This window comes from Mucilaginibacter endophyticus (genome assembly GCF_003351025.1).
Classification (GTDB): Bacteria; Bacteroidota; Bacteroidia; order Sphingobacteriales; family Sphingobacteriaceae; genus Mucilaginibacter; species Mucilaginibacter endophyticus.
Genome location: NZ_QPCG01000001.1, coordinates 1,385,733 through 1,404,096, shown reverse-complemented (window position 1 = coordinate 1,404,096; position 18,364 = coordinate 1,385,733). Strand labels below are relative to the sequence as shown.

The 18,364-nt window shown below is 43.8% G+C and carries 10 protein-coding genes; all 10 read right to left on the bottom strand.

The features are described from left to right. Positions 1-4 precede the first annotated feature (4 nt). Positions 5-550, bottom strand: a complete 546-nt coding sequence (locus tag DUL71_RS05570) for a GNAT family N-acetyltransferase (protein ID WP_114937107.1) — start codon at positions 548-550, stop codon at positions 5-7. A 208-nt stretch (positions 551-758) separates the two neighbouring features. Next, complete coding sequence (locus DUL71_RS05565) at positions 759-941, bottom strand: hypothetical protein (RefSeq protein WP_154402323.1); 183 nt, start codon at positions 939-941, stop codon at positions 759-761. Positions 942-1,128: 187 nt separating this feature from the next. Beyond that, a complete protein-coding gene (locus DUL71_RS05560) occupies positions 1,129-3,078 on the bottom strand; it encodes a sigma 54-interacting transcriptional regulator (RefSeq protein ID WP_114937105.1) in 1,950 nt (649 codons plus the stop codon). 4 nt (positions 3,079-3,082) lie between these two features. Beyond that, positions 3,083-5,362: a tetratricopeptide repeat-containing sensor histidine kinase gene (locus tag DUL71_RS05555; RefSeq protein ID WP_161964380.1), complete on the bottom strand. Its 2,280-nt coding sequence runs from the start codon at positions 5,360-5,362 to the stop codon at positions 3,083-3,085. A gap of 320 nt (positions 5,363-5,682) precedes the next feature. After that, positions 5,683-7,011: an ATP-binding protein gene (locus DUL71_RS05550; RefSeq protein WP_114937103.1), complete on the bottom strand. Its 1,329-nt coding sequence runs from the start codon at positions 7,009-7,011 to the stop codon at positions 5,683-5,685. 3 nt (positions 7,012-7,014) lie between these two features. Continuing rightward, positions 7,015-7,932: an eCIS core domain-containing protein gene (locus DUL71_RS05545; protein WP_114937102.1), complete on the bottom strand. Its 918-nt coding sequence runs from the start codon at positions 7,930-7,932 to the stop codon at positions 7,015-7,017. A 7-nt stretch (positions 7,933-7,939) separates the two neighbouring features. Continuing rightward, positions 7,940-8,923, bottom strand: coding sequence for a tetratricopeptide repeat protein (locus DUL71_RS05540; RefSeq protein WP_114937101.1), 984 nt, complete (start codon positions 8,921-8,923; stop codon positions 7,940-7,942). Further along, positions 8,920-12,489: an eCIS core domain-containing protein gene (locus DUL71_RS05535; RefSeq protein WP_161964379.1), complete on the bottom strand. Its 3,570-nt coding sequence runs from the start codon at positions 12,487-12,489 to the stop codon at positions 8,920-8,922. Before DUL71_RS05535 ends, DUL71_RS05540 begins: the two co-directional genes overlap by 4 nt. Continuing rightward, a complete protein-coding gene (locus DUL71_RS05530; RefSeq protein ID WP_114937099.1) occupies positions 12,486-13,946 on the bottom strand; it encodes a contractile injection system tape measure protein in 1,461 nt (486 codons plus the stop codon). The genes DUL71_RS05535 and DUL71_RS05530 overlap by 4 nt, the downstream gene beginning before the upstream one ends. A gap of 8 nt (positions 13,947-13,954) precedes the next feature. Next, positions 13,955-18,358: a hypothetical protein gene (locus tag DUL71_RS05525; protein WP_114937098.1), complete on the bottom strand. Its 4,404-nt coding sequence runs from the start codon at positions 18,356-18,358 to the stop codon at positions 13,955-13,957. Positions 18,359-18,364: the final 6 nt, after the last annotated feature.

Below are 18,364 nucleotides of genomic sequence, written 5' to 3'. Positions count from 1 at the left end.
GAGATTAGTTTAGTTGAGGATCGAATAACATGGCGGTACACAAGCAATTGCAACGGTTTTTACTTTGCAGCACATCGTAATTAACACAGCTTTTGCAAGCGTCCCAAAAACGGGGCTCCTGTGCCACTTCACTGTAGGTTACAGGCTCAAAGCCAAGCTTGGTATTCATTTTCATGATAGCCAATCCGGAGGTAATGCTGAATATCTTTGCTGTTGGATATTTACTGCGCGACAGGTTAAATATCATGTTCTTGACTTCGGAGGCTACACCCTGGTTACGGTGTTGTGGCGAAACAATCAAACCGCTGTTTGATACAAACTTCCCATCGTCCCAGGTTTCGATATAGGAGAAACCTACCCATTCGCCATTTTCGGTTACAGCGACTATAGCCTTACCCGTGTCGATCTTTTCTATTACTGAGGCTGCCGATCTTTTAGAAATACCCGAACCTCTTGTAATAGCCGAGCTTTCCATTTCTTTGATGATCTGATCGGCAAATACTACGTCGGCCGGGATAGCAGGCCTCACAATAATTCGTTCATCTTCCATTTTATATGTTTATTTCAGTTATCAGCACGGATTTGTTGAATAACTGTACATACCCCAATGCCAAAAGAATGCCCGTTGTGGCACAGACATGCCATTTATAGGTTTAGGCTGTGTAAATGAAGATTTTAGTTTCGGGAGAGAAGTAAGCGCATAAAAAAAGCCTATCAAAATGAAAGGCTTCTATTTTCAAAACAAGTTAATTTACCGTTTATTCAACCGGCTGAGGGTATTCCGGGCTCTTTTTAAAATGCTCCAGGTAACCGTCAGCGTTAACGGCAAACCCGCTCATTTCAGTTTTGGGAGATACTTTTTTCCTTTTGGGACCGGTGATTGAAACAATAATAACTGCTAATAAAGCGGTTATTTTAAGTATGATATAAAACGTTGCCATAGCTTTTAGCTTAATTGTAAAAACCGGCAATAAACCAAACCTATGCCAAAGACCTGTAAAACCCCTCAAAATGCGCTCAGCATATTAAAAGCGCATATCGCTGCAACTGCTATCCTATCATTTTGGGAGATGTAAATTATCAAAATGATAAAACACTGAAAATGAATACACTTTTATTAATAAATACTTACTCCCACTTTTTGATGCCCAGCTTTTGCATTTTTGAATGCAGTGTTGATGGCGGCAAACCTAATTTAGCCGCAGCCCCATCCTTACCACTTATTTTACCATTGCAGCGCCTCAATACATCCAAGATATGGTCACGGGCATGTTCGTCTATCGTTTTCAACCTGTCGGTTGCTACTTCAGCGTAAGCAGGGCTTTCCTTTTTCCCCTGAAGTTTGGGCAGGTAGGCATCTTTTATCAGCGGACCATCAGTCAGCAATACACTTCGCTCAATAAAATGCTCAAGCTCGCGCACATTGCCCGGCCAGTGATAGTCAAACAACTGGTTCATCACATTAGGAGATATTCCTGTTATTGCCTTACCGCTTTTTTGCGCATATCGCTCCAAAAAGTGACTGGCCAGTACAGGAATATCATCTTTGCGTTCCCTTAATGGAGGAATTATAATCGGGAATACAAACAACCTGTAATACAAATCGAGCCGGAAACGACCTTCCTCAACTTCTTTTTCCAGGTTACGGTTGGTGGCAGCTACTATCCGTACGTTAATTTTAATAGGGCCCTTACCACCAATACGTTCTATTTCCTGTTCCTGCAAAACACGCAATAGCTTAACCTGCAGCTCGGCTGGCATTTCACCTATCTCATCCAGAAAAATGGTTCCGCCATCGGCCAGTTCAAATTTGCCGGTGCGTTTTTCAACAGCTCCGGTAAATGCGCCCTTTTCATGCCCAAACAATTCCGACTCAATCAAAGTGGCCGGCATAGAGGCACAATTCACCACCACTAAAGGCTTACTTTTACGGAGCGACAGGTAATGGATACTTTTTGCAATCCGTTCCTTACCGGTACCGCTTTCGCCCAAAACCAATACTGATGTATCAAGCGGGGCTACTATAGCAATATGATCAAGCACAGTAAGCATCTGGTGGCTTTTACCTATAATATCCTTAAAACCAACCGCTTTATTTTTTTCGCTTAAGCTATTATCGGCCGGTTTATCAACTTTGTTTATTGATGGCTCAAGTGCATCAAACGGAATAATCTCTTCTATTGCCATTAATAACGACCGGTGCAGGCGATCCAGCAAAATCAAATGGTCATTATTATAACAATCTGTTTTGCGGCTATAAAACGAAAAATGAATCACGTTCCCGCTTGAAGTGAGCAATGGCAACCCTAAAAACGATTGCATATTAAAAACCTGGGCAATGACTTTTTTTAACGGGAACTGCGGCCAGATCTTTACAAAGTTAGCGGCATTGTAAAAGTCGGCCTTGGTGATCAGCGGGCTATCACCCTGCATTTGTTGCAATTGCGACCTGTTGACTTTTGTGATATTCAGGAATTCATCGGTGCCAATTACCTGGTACTCATCAAAGCCGGTTCGTAAAAACGAAAGGGCATTATCAGGAAAACCCGCGCCATTTTTCATGGTAATGGTTAAATAGTCAAAGGGCATATGCGGCTGAATGCTCATGGCTATTTTTAGCAGCTTTTGCTTCCAGTTTATTGTTTCGGCAACAATATTTTTGAATACCTGCTCTAATGCCTGTTCCTGTCGTAGTTTTGATTCGATGCTATTTTGATGCCTGTAAAAAGCAACTTCAAGGGTTATCAATAACTCTTTTTCGCGGAATGGCTTTACCAAAAAACCGTAAGGCTGTGTTGCCTTTGCCCGCTCCAGGATACTTTCCTGGAAATTGGCTGACAGGTATACAAACGCGATATTTTTTGATGTTAGGATCTTGGCAAGATCAATGCCGTTTTGGCTTCCTTTTAAAAATATATCAAGCAATACCATTTCGGGCTTTTGCTCTTCAATGATCTCCAGTGCTTCAGGTACAGAATCGGCAATGCCGCAAACTTTGTAACCGGCACGCGTTAATATTAATTTCAGGTCGTATGCCACCAGCGATTCGTCCTCGACTATTAATATTTTCTTATTCATATTATTAATTAGCTACAAAAGTTTTTAGTTCAATACCGCTTAACTGCTTCTCTGCCCTAAATTCAACAGTAATCAAAGCACCACCACAATTCTCCATCTTAAAATAACCACCCAATTGCTTACTCAACGCCTTCATCATTTCCATACCCAACGAGCTTGCTTTCTGTATGTCAAAATCAATGGGCAGCCCTATCCCATTGTCAGCAATATTGAGTACAACGGTTTCTTCAGCAAGCCGTAAGGCTACCTTTATTTCGCCACACTGAGATGGAAAGGCGTATTTAATGGCGTTTGTAATGGCTTCATTTAAAATGAGTCCCACGGGTACCGCCTGTGCGACATCAAGTTTTATAGGCTGTACAGTTTGCTCAAAACGAATCCCCTTATCGCCCGGGTTATAACAGTCGGCCAGGTAGCTGATCAGCTCATTAATATAAACCGACATATCGATGTATGACACATCCGAGTTACTGTACAACTTTTGGTGTATCAGTGCTATGGCCTGCACCCTGTTCTGGCTTTCGCGAATAGCGGCAAGCGCGGCGTTGTTCTTCAAAAATGCGGACTGTGTATTAAGCAGGCTCATTACAATTTGCAGGTTGTTTTTTACCCGGTGATGCACTTCCTTCAGCAGCCAGTCTTTTTCATCCAACAGGTTATCTTTTTCACCGAGCAGCTTTTGCAGCGATAGATTTTGATTGTTGATCTCGGTTTGCTTTAACTGTAGTTGCAGGTTGCTCCTTTGCTTATGCCGGTAACCACTAAATGCCAAACCGGCAATAATAATAAGCATGGCCACACCGCCAAAAGTAATGTTACGCTGCGTGTTTACCTTTTGAAGTTCATCGCGCTGGCTCTTGTTTTTAATTTCCAGGTATTTAATTGACTGCTTGTTCTCCTTGGTTTTATTGGTGATCTCAAGTTCTTCAATCTGTTTATTTTTAATGGCATTAAACAGCGAGTCATCAAGGCGTTTGTGGATCTCGAAATGTTTTATTGCAGATACATAATTACCGGAAGCCGAATCAACCCGGAACTGCATACGGTGGATCTTGGTAAGGGTGATAGGCCTTATTTTATTTGACGGCAATGAGAGGATCTGTTTGGTATAAACACCCGCTTTTTTAAACTGTTGGGTGAGCAGGTAAAAGCCGGCCATGGTTTCATTGTAGTGCACAAAGTCGGTCACCATTTGCTCGTTAGTGGTATAAAAATCCTTACTAAAATTAGTGATCTTATATACCTCCATCATTTTCAGATAATACAGCTCTGCCTTGGGGTAATCTTTCAAGGCAACATAGATATTGCCAAAGGCCTCGTACATATCAACCTTTTGCGCCAGTATCTTTGGCGGCACGTCGATCACAGCCTGTTTCAGATACGCCAAGGCTTCTTTAGGCCTGTTAGCCGTAATAAAGTCGTATATAATAAGACTCAGGTAGCCATAAAAATCCTCGTACTGCTTTCTTTTCTTCAGGATGTCGGCCGATTTAATAATGTAAATAAGGCTTTGATCATACTTATTCAGATCGGCATATACCAGTGCAAGCTTGGCATAATAGAAATCAGCTAAAGCAGTATCAGCTGTAGCGTTCATGCTTTTTATTACCTCGTGCCGATACAAAAGTTCGTTGTGCAAATCAACCTTTTGCTTGCTTAACTCGGCAAGGGAATGGTAGGTATAATGAAGTTTTTTATATCCTATCGCTTTGTATTGGGCCAATACTTTAAGCAGTTCCGCCTCTGCCAGATCGAGTTTTTTTTGATTAAGATGGATATCCGCTATGTTTTTGCTCATATCGGCCGCATCCAGTTTATGGCCGGTTTCCTGGAATAAAGCGCGAGCCTGCTCATAACTGTTAATTTTATCCGGAACGGCAAGTGTATTATCTATAGACAAGTCATCACCTAAACGGGCCCAGGTTTTGCCCTCATCATATTTATCGCCCACTTTACGATAATAGTTAACAACCTCCATAAAAATGGATTTGCCCTGTTTCAGGTCACCTTGTTTTAAATATGCCGCCCCTTTAAGCATCATGGCTTCATTAAGCCATTTTGCCGAATGAATGGCGACACTCATTTGTATAGCTTTATTAAAAGCAGTGATCCCGCTATCCAACACTTCTTTGTGCTCGCCAATTTTGTTGAGATAATAGCTGCCCAATTGTATTTGCAGCTTAATGGTATTGGTGTCTGATTTATTTTTTTGATTATCGAGGTTTAGCTTGATGGTAGCAATGTCCATCTTTTTCTGTCCCAAAGCTGTTGAGCCAAAAAACATGACAATAAAAGATATTGCTACATATTTAAACACACACATCGTATTTTATTGTACTATAGACAATTAAAAGATATACCATAACAAAATCACCTCCTGTGAAAGCCACGGAATTACAATAGGCGATGATTTGCTAATTTATTCAATATAATGCAAACCGCACCATTAAGTTGAAAGCTAAATTTTAATTAAAACAGGAATATCAATGGTACTCAAGCAATGATAAAAATCACAAATGTATCCAATACCATCAATGTACATTTTATGGATTCGGTTGTACAGACTATGGATTATAATGGGGACCTGTTGGACAGCACCGGATTTTACCAAACCCGGTTCTCTTTGGTGTATTCGCGCTCTATGCCTTCCAGTATCAATTCTGATGAAATGCGACTTTCCTTTCGGGCCAGCATTTGCAAACAGGCAAATTGTACCACATTTAAAATACCGGAGCCACTGAGCTCATACTTACGGGAGATTTGTTCAAGGTTGATATGTCCGTTAAGGTTTGCTTTTGGCGGGAATGATTTTTGCCAGATAACGAACCGTTCATCGGCATTAGGCAATGGGAAATTAATAACTGATTGAAACCTGCGCATAAAGGCCTCATCAATGTTATTTTTAAAATTGGTGGCCAATATTACCAGGCCGTTATGTTGCTCTACACGTTGCAGCAGGTAAGATGCTTCCTGGTTGGCGTATTTATCATGCGCGTCTTTAACATTGGTACGCTTGCCAAAAAGGGCATCGGCTTCATCAAAAAACAGGATCCAGTTTTTGTTATCCGCCTTCTCAAATAATTTGGAGAGATTTTTCTCTGTTTCGCCTATAAACTTAGATACGATCATGGAAAGATCGATCCGGAAAACCGGTTTGCCGGTGTATTTGCCAAGCAACGAAGCTGTAAGTGTTTTACCAGTTCCGGGCGGGCCATGGAACAGGGCACGGTAACCAGGTTTAAGTTTACGCTCCATGCCCCAGTCGGTCATTAATACCTGCTGATAGTTCACCCAGTTTTCCAGTTCGGCAATTTGTTTACGGGTAGTATCGTTCAATACCAGATCATCCCAGTTGTAAGTAGTTTCTAAATGCTGGGCCGGAAAATTCATGCTCAGTTTTGGAATGGATTCGGTGCCGCTGATCAAAAGCTCAATATACTCCGGCTGTAATATCAACCTGCCCGATAAAGCAGGCTCGCCGTCGGGTACATCCTCCAGGTGCAAAATATGATGTTTGCTAAGTTTACCTTGATGATGAAACAGTTGGGCAACTTCCAAACGCTTGTCTACATCATTACCTGCCAAAACAAAAACCGCTGTTTGGCCGGTTGGCAAAAAGCTACGCCCGTTTCGGCTCCTGACTCCCCCTATCTGCTGAAAATCGCCTGATTCGCGTATGTAGGGTTGGATGATCTCATCAAAAAACTCAACCTGCACGTGCGGAGCTAAAGCCATCATCAGTATAATAACCTCGTTGCTGCTCAGCTCATGATCGTCAATCAATTTTTCAAGTACACTGCCGTTACGCTCAAGCTGGGGCAGCAGTGGCGGTAAATAGGTTGTATCGTTCCCAAATACAGTTTGCAACCGGGCTTCAATACAGCCAGCTGTATACTGCATCAGCACTTTTAATTGTGTAGTATTAGTATTCATGATCTATTTACGCGGACCGTTTTGCTGAACAACATGAGTTAATTCGTGCGCCAGCAGGTTCATCCCCGCTGTACTTTCGGGGTCAAACTTGCCCGCGTTGAAGTAAACATCGTTACCATGGGTAAAGGCCTGTGCTTTTGAGAGGTTACAAAGCTCAACAGCCTGCTGCCCGGTATGGATCTTTACCTGCTCAAAATTGGCATTCATCTGGTGCTCTAACTGTGTACGTACCTTTGCAGGCAGGGGACTGCCACCACCTTTGCTTGCATCCAGCAACCTGTCAAATTTGGCCTCGTTGCTTTCTGGTTTACCTTCTGTTTTTTCTACGCCACCGCCTTTTTCCTCTTTCTTTTGTGCCGCAGCCTTATCATCTTTCTCTTCACCTTTTTCTTTTTTCTGTGGCTTACCTTCGTCTTTTTTATCTTCTTCGCCTTTTTTCTGAGGCTTCTCGTCCTTCTTTTCTTCTTCTTTTTTCTGAACCCCTTCTTTATCCTTCTTATCCTCTTCCTTTTTCTGCGGCTCTTTATCTTTTTTTTCTTCTTCCTTCTTTTGCGTTGGCTTTTCTTCTTCTTTTTTCTCGTCTTTCTTCTGCGGCTTACCTTCCTCCTTCTCATCCTTTTTTTCTTTCTTTTGGCCGGCCTTAGCATCCTTTTCTTCATCCGCGCCTTTTTTCTGAACACTCATTTGCCCCATCCGTTGTGATGAATTAGCGGTTGCCTGTTGTGCCATGGTTACTTTGTGCGCAACAGCGTCGGCTTCCTGCTCAAGGGCCGAGTCCTGGTTTCCATCAATCTTTCTTGCCTGAAAAAAAGCGTCGCTATCCTGTTTGCTTTTTTCGCGGCTGCCATTAAAGAAGGGTTTTTCGGCTTTATCCGCCTGTTTCTGACTAAGCGGCTGGCGTGTATTTTGGATGTATTTCATAGGTGGTTTAGTTTAAATTCATTAACAGATCCAGTTGCTTTTTGGCATGGGCAGCCCATTCGCCGGGATCATTCAGCAAATCTTCAAAAACCTGTTTTGCCTTGTCCCTTTCATTTAAATTGGCTAATGCAATGCCCAGGTATAGCTTTCCTTTCTTGTTCTCCGGATATTGTTCAAGCAAGTGGGTTAAATGTGCCAGTGCTTCATCAAAGCGGTTAAGCCCCAGACAAAGCACCCCTAAATTCAACCTGATCTCCTCGTGCTCGGGATGATATTCCAAAATGCGCCCGTACTCGGCAGCACCTTCACTTAACTGGCCGCTTTGCAGGTAAGCAACGGCCAGGTGATTGCGCACAGCAATATCTGTAGGGAACAGCATTAAATACCTGATGAGGTACCCGGTAGCCATTGAATAGTTTTTGAGCATGAGCTGGGCCAAACCCGCGGTTTGCAATGCCCTGCTATTTTGCGGATTCTCCGACAAAACATAATCGGCCATTTCGAAAGCCTCATCATACCTACCGGTTGATAAATAAACCTGTGCAAGCCCCATCAGTAAGCTTAAACTTGTAGGGTTAAGCTCAACCGCTTTCAGCCAGCAGGTTTCGGCACTTTCCATATCTGCCGATAGCATATATAGTTTAGCCAGACCTTCCCAGGCTTCAAACTGATCGGCTTTAAGGCTGATAGTTTGCCTGAAAGCTTGTAGAGCTTTATCATACTGGCCCAGTAAAACCTCGGTATTGGCGAGGTTTAACCATGCCGAAGTGTTGTGATTATCAATCTCCAAGGCACGCTCAAAAAGTGGCCGCGCCTCCGCAAATTTATTTTGCTGGTAAAACAACATCCCCCGGTTATTGAGCAGGGTAACATTTGGCTCGTTTAAATCTGCGGCTTTTGCATAATAAGCCTCGGCAGCTTCAAAATTGCCGCTTAATTGCTGCATAGCACCAAGATTTATCAATTCGGTTAGTTGACTTTGGTTGCTCATAACATTTCTTCTTTAACTTTATCTGCTATACCACCTGCTATATCAGAAATGCTGATTTCAGGATAAGTAACTTTAATATCATCAGTTTTCACATCAAATGGTTCGCCGTCTTTATAGTGGATTGGCAGCGAGACTTTCACCTGCAAATCCGGGCCGTAACTAAATGATGCCAGGTTTTTAGTCCACTCTTTGGAGATATCGGTAACCCAAAGGTCAAGCTCGGCTTTAATGAAGGCATTTACATCAAATGTAAACTTAGGGTGCACCTCAATTTCGCCAAGGGCATTAAACTCAAAACCTGTTGTCGGCGACCAGGCCAAGTCTGCCGCGGCGCTTGCTTCTCCCTCCAATCCCAAACCACCAACTATCTGGATACCACCGGTAACACTTGCCGGGCCAATACTTAAACCAATGCCAAGCGCGGCTTTTAGTTTCAGGCCCGCATGTGCCGGGATCACAAATTTTGCCCCGCCGCTGATACGGGTACTTTCGGGATGCGAAGGGTTAAATTCTATCTGCCCGAACACGTCTTTCAACTGGCCGGGACCAACGGCCGCGTCAAAATCAAGACCGCCATCAATAGTTGCCACGATACCTATGCTCTTAGGCCCAAGCGGGATGGCGAATATTGGGATCTGGATAGTCGGTACTTTGAACAGCTCTTTGTTGATACTCTTTTTAGGGAACACATCAACCGCCGAAGGAAGGTCTAAGCGGCCAACAACTTCAATTTCGCCGGCCGGGGTTACCCTTACACTTGCCGAAGCCTGCAGCCAGTCGGTAACTTTAAGTGTTAATTTACCCGAGCCATAGGCGGTAAACTTATCACCTGCCGGCCCAGATGGTGTGCCATCTGCAGCTATAGCACGATTAGTTGCACCGACAGTCACCTCGCCCGATACCCTGTCGGCAGCATATGATGCCTTACCCTCGATGGTCAGCGCCCCATCGTCATAAGATATCGACAGTTCGGTATTGATCTTCGGTATTTTAGGAATAGCTTTACCATTGGCTTTTACATGGTAAATTTCATCAGGGCCGCGGGTAACCTCAACATTGCCGCTACCGCTTTGGATACCCGGCATGTTTTCGTCGAGTACAAAGCTGCCTCCTATAACTAAGGTTTCGTTACCGTAGGTAACGTGGATCTCCGCACTTTTTACACCTTTGATATCTGGTTCAGCAGTACCAGAGGCGTTAAATATGCCTTTTGCGTAATCAATTTTTATATGTGCCGATTTAAGGCCTTTTATCTTGCCCGCGGGAATGCCAATATCTCCAGATGCGCTAAATTCGCCATTCCGGTATGCAGCCTTTATCTGTGCAGGATTAAAGGTTTTCGAGTCAAAATCAAACGAGCCTTCAAGCGCGAATTCACCTGAAGTATTGGCCATAGCACCAACCTTACCTTTACCAAGTTTCTTTATTTCAAAATTAGCTTCGCCCTTTACGCCGATGCCTGACGTGGCAGCATAAACTTCGAGCGACGTGTTGGTAATTTTAAAAGGTGGCGGAACTTTGATCTCGCCTGAATTAAATACCTTACTTATTTTAATGCCGTCTTCATTAAAAATAATATCAATTGCCGAGCCGCCTATAAAAGGTACGTCGGTATTAATCTTACCGAACCCTATCAAGCCGTTCTCCCCGATATCCAGTTCTGTTATCACTATCGGGCTTAACCCTTTAGCCTTTAAATCAGCACTTAACGCCTGTTTAACCGCAACTCCGTTTAATCTACCACCGTATATACCTGGCACAGGTTCAATAGGTTGTGTTGTTGATATCCCGGAAACAAACGCATTATTCATGAAAACCTCAATAGTTGCCGATCCTTTTGAACCCGCACTATTGATTGTATTATCGTCTTTATCTTCATAGGATATTTTCTGTATTTTCAGGTTAGCGCCGTTTCGTTTAATTTGCCCAACCTGTACGTTAACATCTTTCTCTGTTGTTTTGCCCGCGTCAGGTGCCCATTTAATATATTTTGTTACGCCATAGCGTTCGCTTGTTATCAGTGAAAGGTTAGTATTATCAACAAGTTTTTTTCTCGCTTTATCGTTCTTCGAAAGAAATGCAAGCTTTTTAAGATGGTCACCGGCTTCAATCTGACTTAGCTCCCATTTTTTTCCATCGCCACTCATACTCAAGCCACCGTCCAGTTTGCCTACCGTAATGGTATATTTATCGATAACTTCCGTGGCGCTCGGCTTAATTTGCCCATCGGGCATAGTAGTTATAGCGTTTAATGCAGCGTCAACCCTTGTTGTTATTTCGCCATGAATATTTGAACCCGATGATCTGTTTGATCCTGCCTCAAGCATCCAAAGATTTGAAATACCATCTTTACCACCTAATTGCAACTCCACCTTATGGTCAACATCATAGCCATTATTTATATCATGTCCGTTCTCATCCCAAAATGGGCGCGCAAAAGAAGCTTTAAGCTGAGTGACCGGACCGGTGAATAAATGCTTAAGATTGGTTAGTTTTTTTTCAGACTCAAGCGTCATAAAAAAAGTTGGTTCATTTACTTCTCCGGGAATCTCAGCAGCTTTCTTAGCGTTAAAAATATTATCAAAACCGGCTCCCTTAGTAGCAGCATCATTCCAGTCGGCAATATGTTTTCCTGACCTTTCTGTTTTTTTAAATGAATAGTTGGTAGTTGACCCTGGCATAAGGCCAAGTTTCAAAGTTGGTATTTTTATTTGCGGCACAAAAAGTGATTCTTTTGATGCCGTAGTATCAATCGGATTTTCAGCAGTCGCAACCTGACCAATATTACCTGAAATATCGCCTTTGGTTGCTTGGCGCTGTATCTTCTTTTTAACCCCATTTCCACCCTGTTGTACCGTATGGGTTACCTCATGCGCCAATAAATGCTGTCCGGATTGGCTTTGCGGATCGTACTTACCGGCGCCGAAATAAATATCGTTACCATGGGTAAAAGCCTGAGCCTGCAAATCGTTGCTTAACCCGGCTGCTTCGCTGTTATTATGGATGCGTACCCTGCTTAGGTCCGCTCCCGTTGCTCCTTCCATTTCTTCGCGGGTATTGGCTGGTAACGGTTCGCCGCCGCCTTTACTGCTTTCAATCTTTTGCTGGGTTTGCGGAGATACATCAGGCACGGGTGATTGGCTGCTACGTTTCAGCGTATTTCCTTCGTTAGGGTCACCGTCGCTTTCAAAAATGGGCCGGCGCTGTAATTCTTTATCGGCCCCGTTCTGCTCTTTTTCCTGTTTATCTTCCTTTTTATCTTCTTTCTTTTGTACGGCGGAAGTAGTGGCAGGAGCAGTTGCAGTAGCAGGCGCAACGTTAGCTACGGTTTTAGGCTGATTAATATGTTGAACAACTTTATCTGCTACCTGGTCGGCCTGCCTTTCAAAATGATCACCAGGTTCATTCACTGTCATTTTGCGCTGAACCTTGTTACCTTCGAAAAAGGGAGATTCCAGGATGGTATCGTGAGCGGCCGAGAAAAAAGTATCTTTCCCCACGGCCTGCCGGTTAGCGGGCTGGTTTTGTTTGGTGTTTGCAGGTGCTGCCTTTTGCTGTGTTTTCATTGCCATTCCACATAAAAAGGTTCATCCATCCAGGGCAGTTTAATTACACCTATACCCCAGGGCAGCGACGAAAGCAGGATATCCAGGTCTTTGCGCTCCACGATAAGGCGGGCAGGTTTTTCGGCTTCAATAAGTTTACCGTTACGAATCAGGAACGTATCGCGCAAACCGCCGGGCGACGTATTTTTTAGTGCTTTCCAGTATTTGATTACCGTACCAAGCATAGTATCACCTTCTTCAAGCATACGCTGCGGAATTTCAACTTCACGTGCTAATATTTCGTTAGCAGGCCACCGGCATAAAAACTTTTCAAAATACAGGTCATATTCAAAAGCGCCTGTATTACCTGTGCCCAAATAATGCAGCAGGTGAACAGCCAGTTGCCTTGCAGGCAGGTCAACAAAATCGTTATCGTGCAGTAAGCCAAAATCTTTGAAAAAATACTCCAGGAACGGATGGAGTATTACCAAACCAGCCTGATTTATATAAGCCCCTTCAGTTTCCTCGTCTTTTGTCAGGTTCGTTTCTGAATTATCGGGTGTTGCTGTTGGTTTAGTTATTTGTAAAGCAGGTTTACTTTCTGCTGTTTGAATTGCCTTATCTGCAATTTGAACAAGACTGACTGCTGATACCGAAGAAAAAGCCTTTAACTCACCTGTTATTAAATCAATTAGCTTTTTCAGGATCCCATCGGGTAATACATCATACTCTGTGCGCAGGTGAAGCATGTGCAAAAGCTTTTCTATGATAGCACGGTATTCACTGTCTGTCGATGAAAGCAACTGTTCATTACCGTTAGATGATTGGTGGCTTACGGAATCTTTAATCTCATTAATAAGTGAATCAATCCCTGTTTGAAATTTAGGTGCATCAACCCGGAGTAAAACTGCTGCCAGCTGTTTAATAAATGCTATATCAAACTGACTGAACAGCCTGCTTATCGCGGGTTGACTACATTTAAAAAGATTGATAAGTTTTAGCCTGTAAGTCGCGTCACTCATTAAAAGACCTGACAGTTTACTTAACCAAACATCTTCCTGCTGCAGCCATTCGGCGGTGGCTACAATGTACCATGGGAGCCTGCCTGTGTTGAGGAAATAAACAAACACATTAAAGGCCTGCTGCTCATCGGTAAGTGATGAATAACTGATTGCATCATCAGGCTCATCACCGTCTGGAATCAAACTGGGATTTAAAACGTACTCAAGTGCTTTTGACATGTTTTGTTGCAATCGCTCAAAAACTTCTTCCAGTTCACCTTTCCCCAAATCAAGATCAAGTCTATCTACCATAACGTGGGCAGGCACATCCATACTATCCAGTAACTGCTCCAGTTTTTTGAGCAGCACTTGTTCAAAGTACCGCACGGCTTCGTCCTGCGCCTTTTGGGCGGCATTACGGTGCGGTACTTCAATATCAAGTATCAGCTTATGGATAATATGTGTGCTCCTTACCATAGCTCAATCTATTTAACAGTACCAGGATCAGTTCCCGGATCTTTTTTGATGATCACCTTCGGATCTATCTTCGGCGTTTCTGTAGCAGTTGTCCCAAGATCTTTTTTGACGATCGCAGGATCTATTTTAGGTGTTACCGGTGTTGCAGCAGGTGTAGCAGCCGGCGTAACCGTTGGATTAGCTTTAATTGTTGTTGCCGTATCTACTTTCGGCGTTACAGGCGCCGCAGTAGGTGTTGGCGTTACTGATGGCGTTACCGACGGTGCATCTTTAACAGTAACTATTGGCGGAGTTGTAACTACCGGAGGCACAGTGGTACCCGTAGGTGGTGTTTTAACTACCGGCGGAACAGTGGTTGTTACCGGAGGCGTAGTAACTACAGGCGGCACAGTGGTACCAGCGGGCGGGGTTTTAATCACCGGCGGAACTGTAGTTGTTACCGGAGGAGTAGTAACCACAGGCGGAACAGTGGTAACTATTGGCGGATTAACAATTACCGGCGGTAAATTGGTTAATATAGGTGTAGAGGATATAGGAGGTAAAGCAACCGGCGGAGTTGGTGTAAACACAGCGCGGCATTTATCAAACTTACCATTCACGGCAATAAGCGTAATAATTGTATTGCGGCCACGAGGGAACTGGCGCATATCAAACACTTTTACAGTATTTACATCATTGCTGGTTGTGCCGTCGTCAAATGTCCAGGTAAATTTAAAGCTACCCGCGTTAGGCGTATTATTGGTTAAAGTAACAGTAGCGGCAGCTTTTTCATTGTCCATAGTCACTTTATAGCCAAACGAAGCCTGCGGATGTTCGTGAATCACGAGCGTGCATCCCGGAACCGGCTTACCATTTACCATAAAGTCGTTGATAGTAACATCATAAGGACCGCTTGAAGGATCAACAACCCATTGGCTACCCAATAATTTTACAGCAGCTCCGGCAATTTTTGATGTAACAACTCCATTTGCAGGCTGTACAGTTGTAAAGTTGATATTACCTCCGTCGGAACAAACTTCGCTGGCTGCTAATGTCAGGTTTACAGGCTCTTCGGGAATCTGTACGGTGATTGTTACCGGTTCTACATCGGTACAGTCGTGGTTATTGGCTGATAGCGTAAATGTAAGTTTACCATCAGGGAATTTCTGGCGAAGATCGGCATACAGGTATGTAACGCTATCATCCGGGGCGGTGAGGTTAGCATGTACCTGACCATCAGGCATTGTCCAGGTGTAAGCAAACGTATCGCCTGTTGCCTGGTTTGTTTTCGCGGATAGTTTAATAGTAACTCCTACAGAAGCTGCATCTGTACCACCTGCCTGGGCTGCCGGGGTTACAGCAGGGTGTTTAAACACGGTAATAGTGCAATCTGTAGGCTGATCATTTACTGTGAATTTGATCTGCTGTCCAAATGTGCCATCTTTAACCTTGGTTGTATCAAAATAGTTTACAGCATCTTTAGTTACAACGGTGGCTTCAAAACCGGCTGCAGCTTTAATAACCCCATCAGCCGGACTTACTTTAAATTGCAGCAGGCCTTCATCAGAGCAAGCTACAGCTTTGGGCAAACTGAGCCCTACCTGTGGTTTAGGCATAATAAATGCCACCGGCGGACAATCTGAGCAACACATGTACGGCAGGCAGAAATCGGCAAACACAATATCCTGAGGCACATCCGGGTTGGCTACCGCAGCCCTCAATTTACCCAGGTCGACAGCTAAGGCCTGGGTTTTGCTGATAACATCGGCCTCAATGGTAGGCGTAAATTTACGGGGCGATTGTACCTGGTAATATTTTACGGCTGCCGCAATATCCTCAAAATTGGTATTTTGGGCAATGAAGGTCATCGCGTCATTATCGCTGGCAAAGCCTTTCACAAACTGCGGATTGGCCTGAAGCACTTTCAACCTGTCATCAATCGGAATTGTAGTGACAGGAGTTGGATTAGGCTTGGTCATGGTAGTAGCATAAACCATTACAAAGGTTCCCCCGGCAGGTACGCCGGCCAGGTGCTCTAACCCGGTATGATTTGCGGCGTAGGCCGAAAAGGTAAGCTGGGCCAGAAGTTTGGCTTTACGGTCCTGTATCTCTTTTAAAATAACTGCAAGTGCCTGGCCTGCGCAGCAATTTTCAGATAAGCGCCATAATTGCAATTCGTAATCATCTTCATAACCTTTACGCACATAATCGGCTTTGGCAAAAATCAAGCGGCTTCTTTGAGTCGCGGTTTTCACCTCGTTACATAGATCATCTATCTTTGCCGAAAAGTTATCTATGGTGTCGTCATCGATATCAACCAGCCTGTCGGGCAGCCATTGACTTATATTACGGGTACCGGCAATTACACGTACCGGAATATCAACAGCAATAGCTTGCTCATACGAACCTGTTGCCGAGGTATCAATAGTTTTGCCCGCAGCATCCGCATAATCAGAAATACTTACAGCACCACCCTGACGGCGGATCTGATCCAGATATGAACCAACACTATCCTTCGCTACGTTAATATTATTATCAACCGCATTGATGCCGCCATTAATGAGGATATTGCTGATACTTTTATTAATTGCAAGCTCATTGGTTACCTGCATCCGGGCGCTCGGCACTGCAGCTGCCGTTTCAACTAATTTGGATGCTGCCGCCATTTTCATTTTTGGTGCTGCTGTTTCCTTTACTACTGCTTCATCATTAGCTAATGACAGTGTCTGCTGAGCAGCCTGGGCCTTAATCTCGTCGGCAAGTACATAACCGGTTTTGGTATCAAAGCTGGAGAAGAACTTGCTAACATCGCTGTAAAGGCAGTTTTGCTCGGCCTGGAATGCCCGCAATGTGGCCTCCAGATCATTAAACTGGCAGGCGTAATCATCTATATTGATATCGCTAAGGGTCACATCGCCAAGCCTGATCGCAACAGCATCAAATGGTAAATTGCTATCCTGCCTGATCTTATCTACAGCGGCAAGCGCTTCAGTATATTTTTTGCCGATATGTCCTTCTATTCTGAAAAAATTATTGGAGTCGATGCCGTAACTTAAGGGATTTACCACCATGTCATTGGCCGGAGAATAAGCCGAAGCGTTATACCCAAGGATCAGTTTATCTGTCCCCTGCAGCCAACGGTTATAGCTCCATTTTTGAGCCAGATCAACCGGATTACCATAATAAAAAGGAATAGCCCGTGCCTCCAAAGGTTTGCTGTTATCTATAGATGGTGTTATTTTCACCACCGGGCTTGCAGGTAGCGAAAATCCGCTGCTCATGGTATTCAACCTATCCAGCAGGTTAAGGGCAAGATTCAGTTTATCTTTATTGGCACTGACTGCCGGCGAAGCATAAAATTTATGACGATACGGCGTAGGTTTAGCTGTAGGCGTGGTATTGAGTGCGCCCAACATGATATGTTTTGGAAAGGCATAAATATTAGGGCAACACTGATAAATGATATCCGACAGCAGGGCACGCAATTCGTTATACCCGGTTAGCAGATCTTTATAAAAATCGTACAGGTATTGCGCCTGCATTGGGGCAGTAGCTTTACTTAGCGTGGTATTGATATTGGCAACAATACTGGTTATGGGGTAAACAGATTGCGGATCAAGCGCGAATTTGAAAGTATTGTAAAGCGTTTGAACCGCGCCCGATAAACCGGCCGCGCCATCATTGGCAATTTTTGAAAAAGCCGCTGTAAGTGCAGATGACGAAGCTGTTGTTTGTGTATTAAAGAACACCCTTTTTGCAGCCAGAACAGGTGCGTCAAAGTACGCGTTGTAGGCGTTAAAGTATTTTTTGTAGATATCATCATAAATAACCTCCGAACCGGTTTGCTCAATAATCTGGTTCATATCGGCCTGAGATACCAGTAATACCTTAGGTTTAGCCACCTGTTTACGCCCCTGGTTATCGCAATCAATTGCTGTACAGGCATCGGGATCTTTAGAATAATATTCAAGGTAAAGCAGACCGTACATTTCAGTAAGATCCTTTGTCGCTTTCGATTTAAAATCAGTTAAAGCAAAGCTATCAACCGGGAAAGCACCTTTATCATCGGGAGTAACCAGCTCCCATAAAGCCATTTGCGCGGCATCAGTACCCAAAGGATAAAACGGTGGATACTTGATCAGCGAATTATCATACGCCCTGAAATTTTTATATGTTGTTTCGGGCATATAAAGCAAGTCGCCGTCGGTAGTTACGCCGCAGCCTTTGCCAATGGTTATACCGTTGGCATCGCCTTTAAAGCTAAGACCGCACACTAAACCAACACCAATTAAACAGGTACGGGTAAGGCGCTGCTGATCTTCAAAAAACTCTACAATATCGTTCAGTTGCTTGGCTGTAAGCACCTGGCTATCAACAAAGGAGTTATACTCTAAAGTTATATCGGTGAGCTTTATGTTGGTTACTGGTGGCATGGCTTT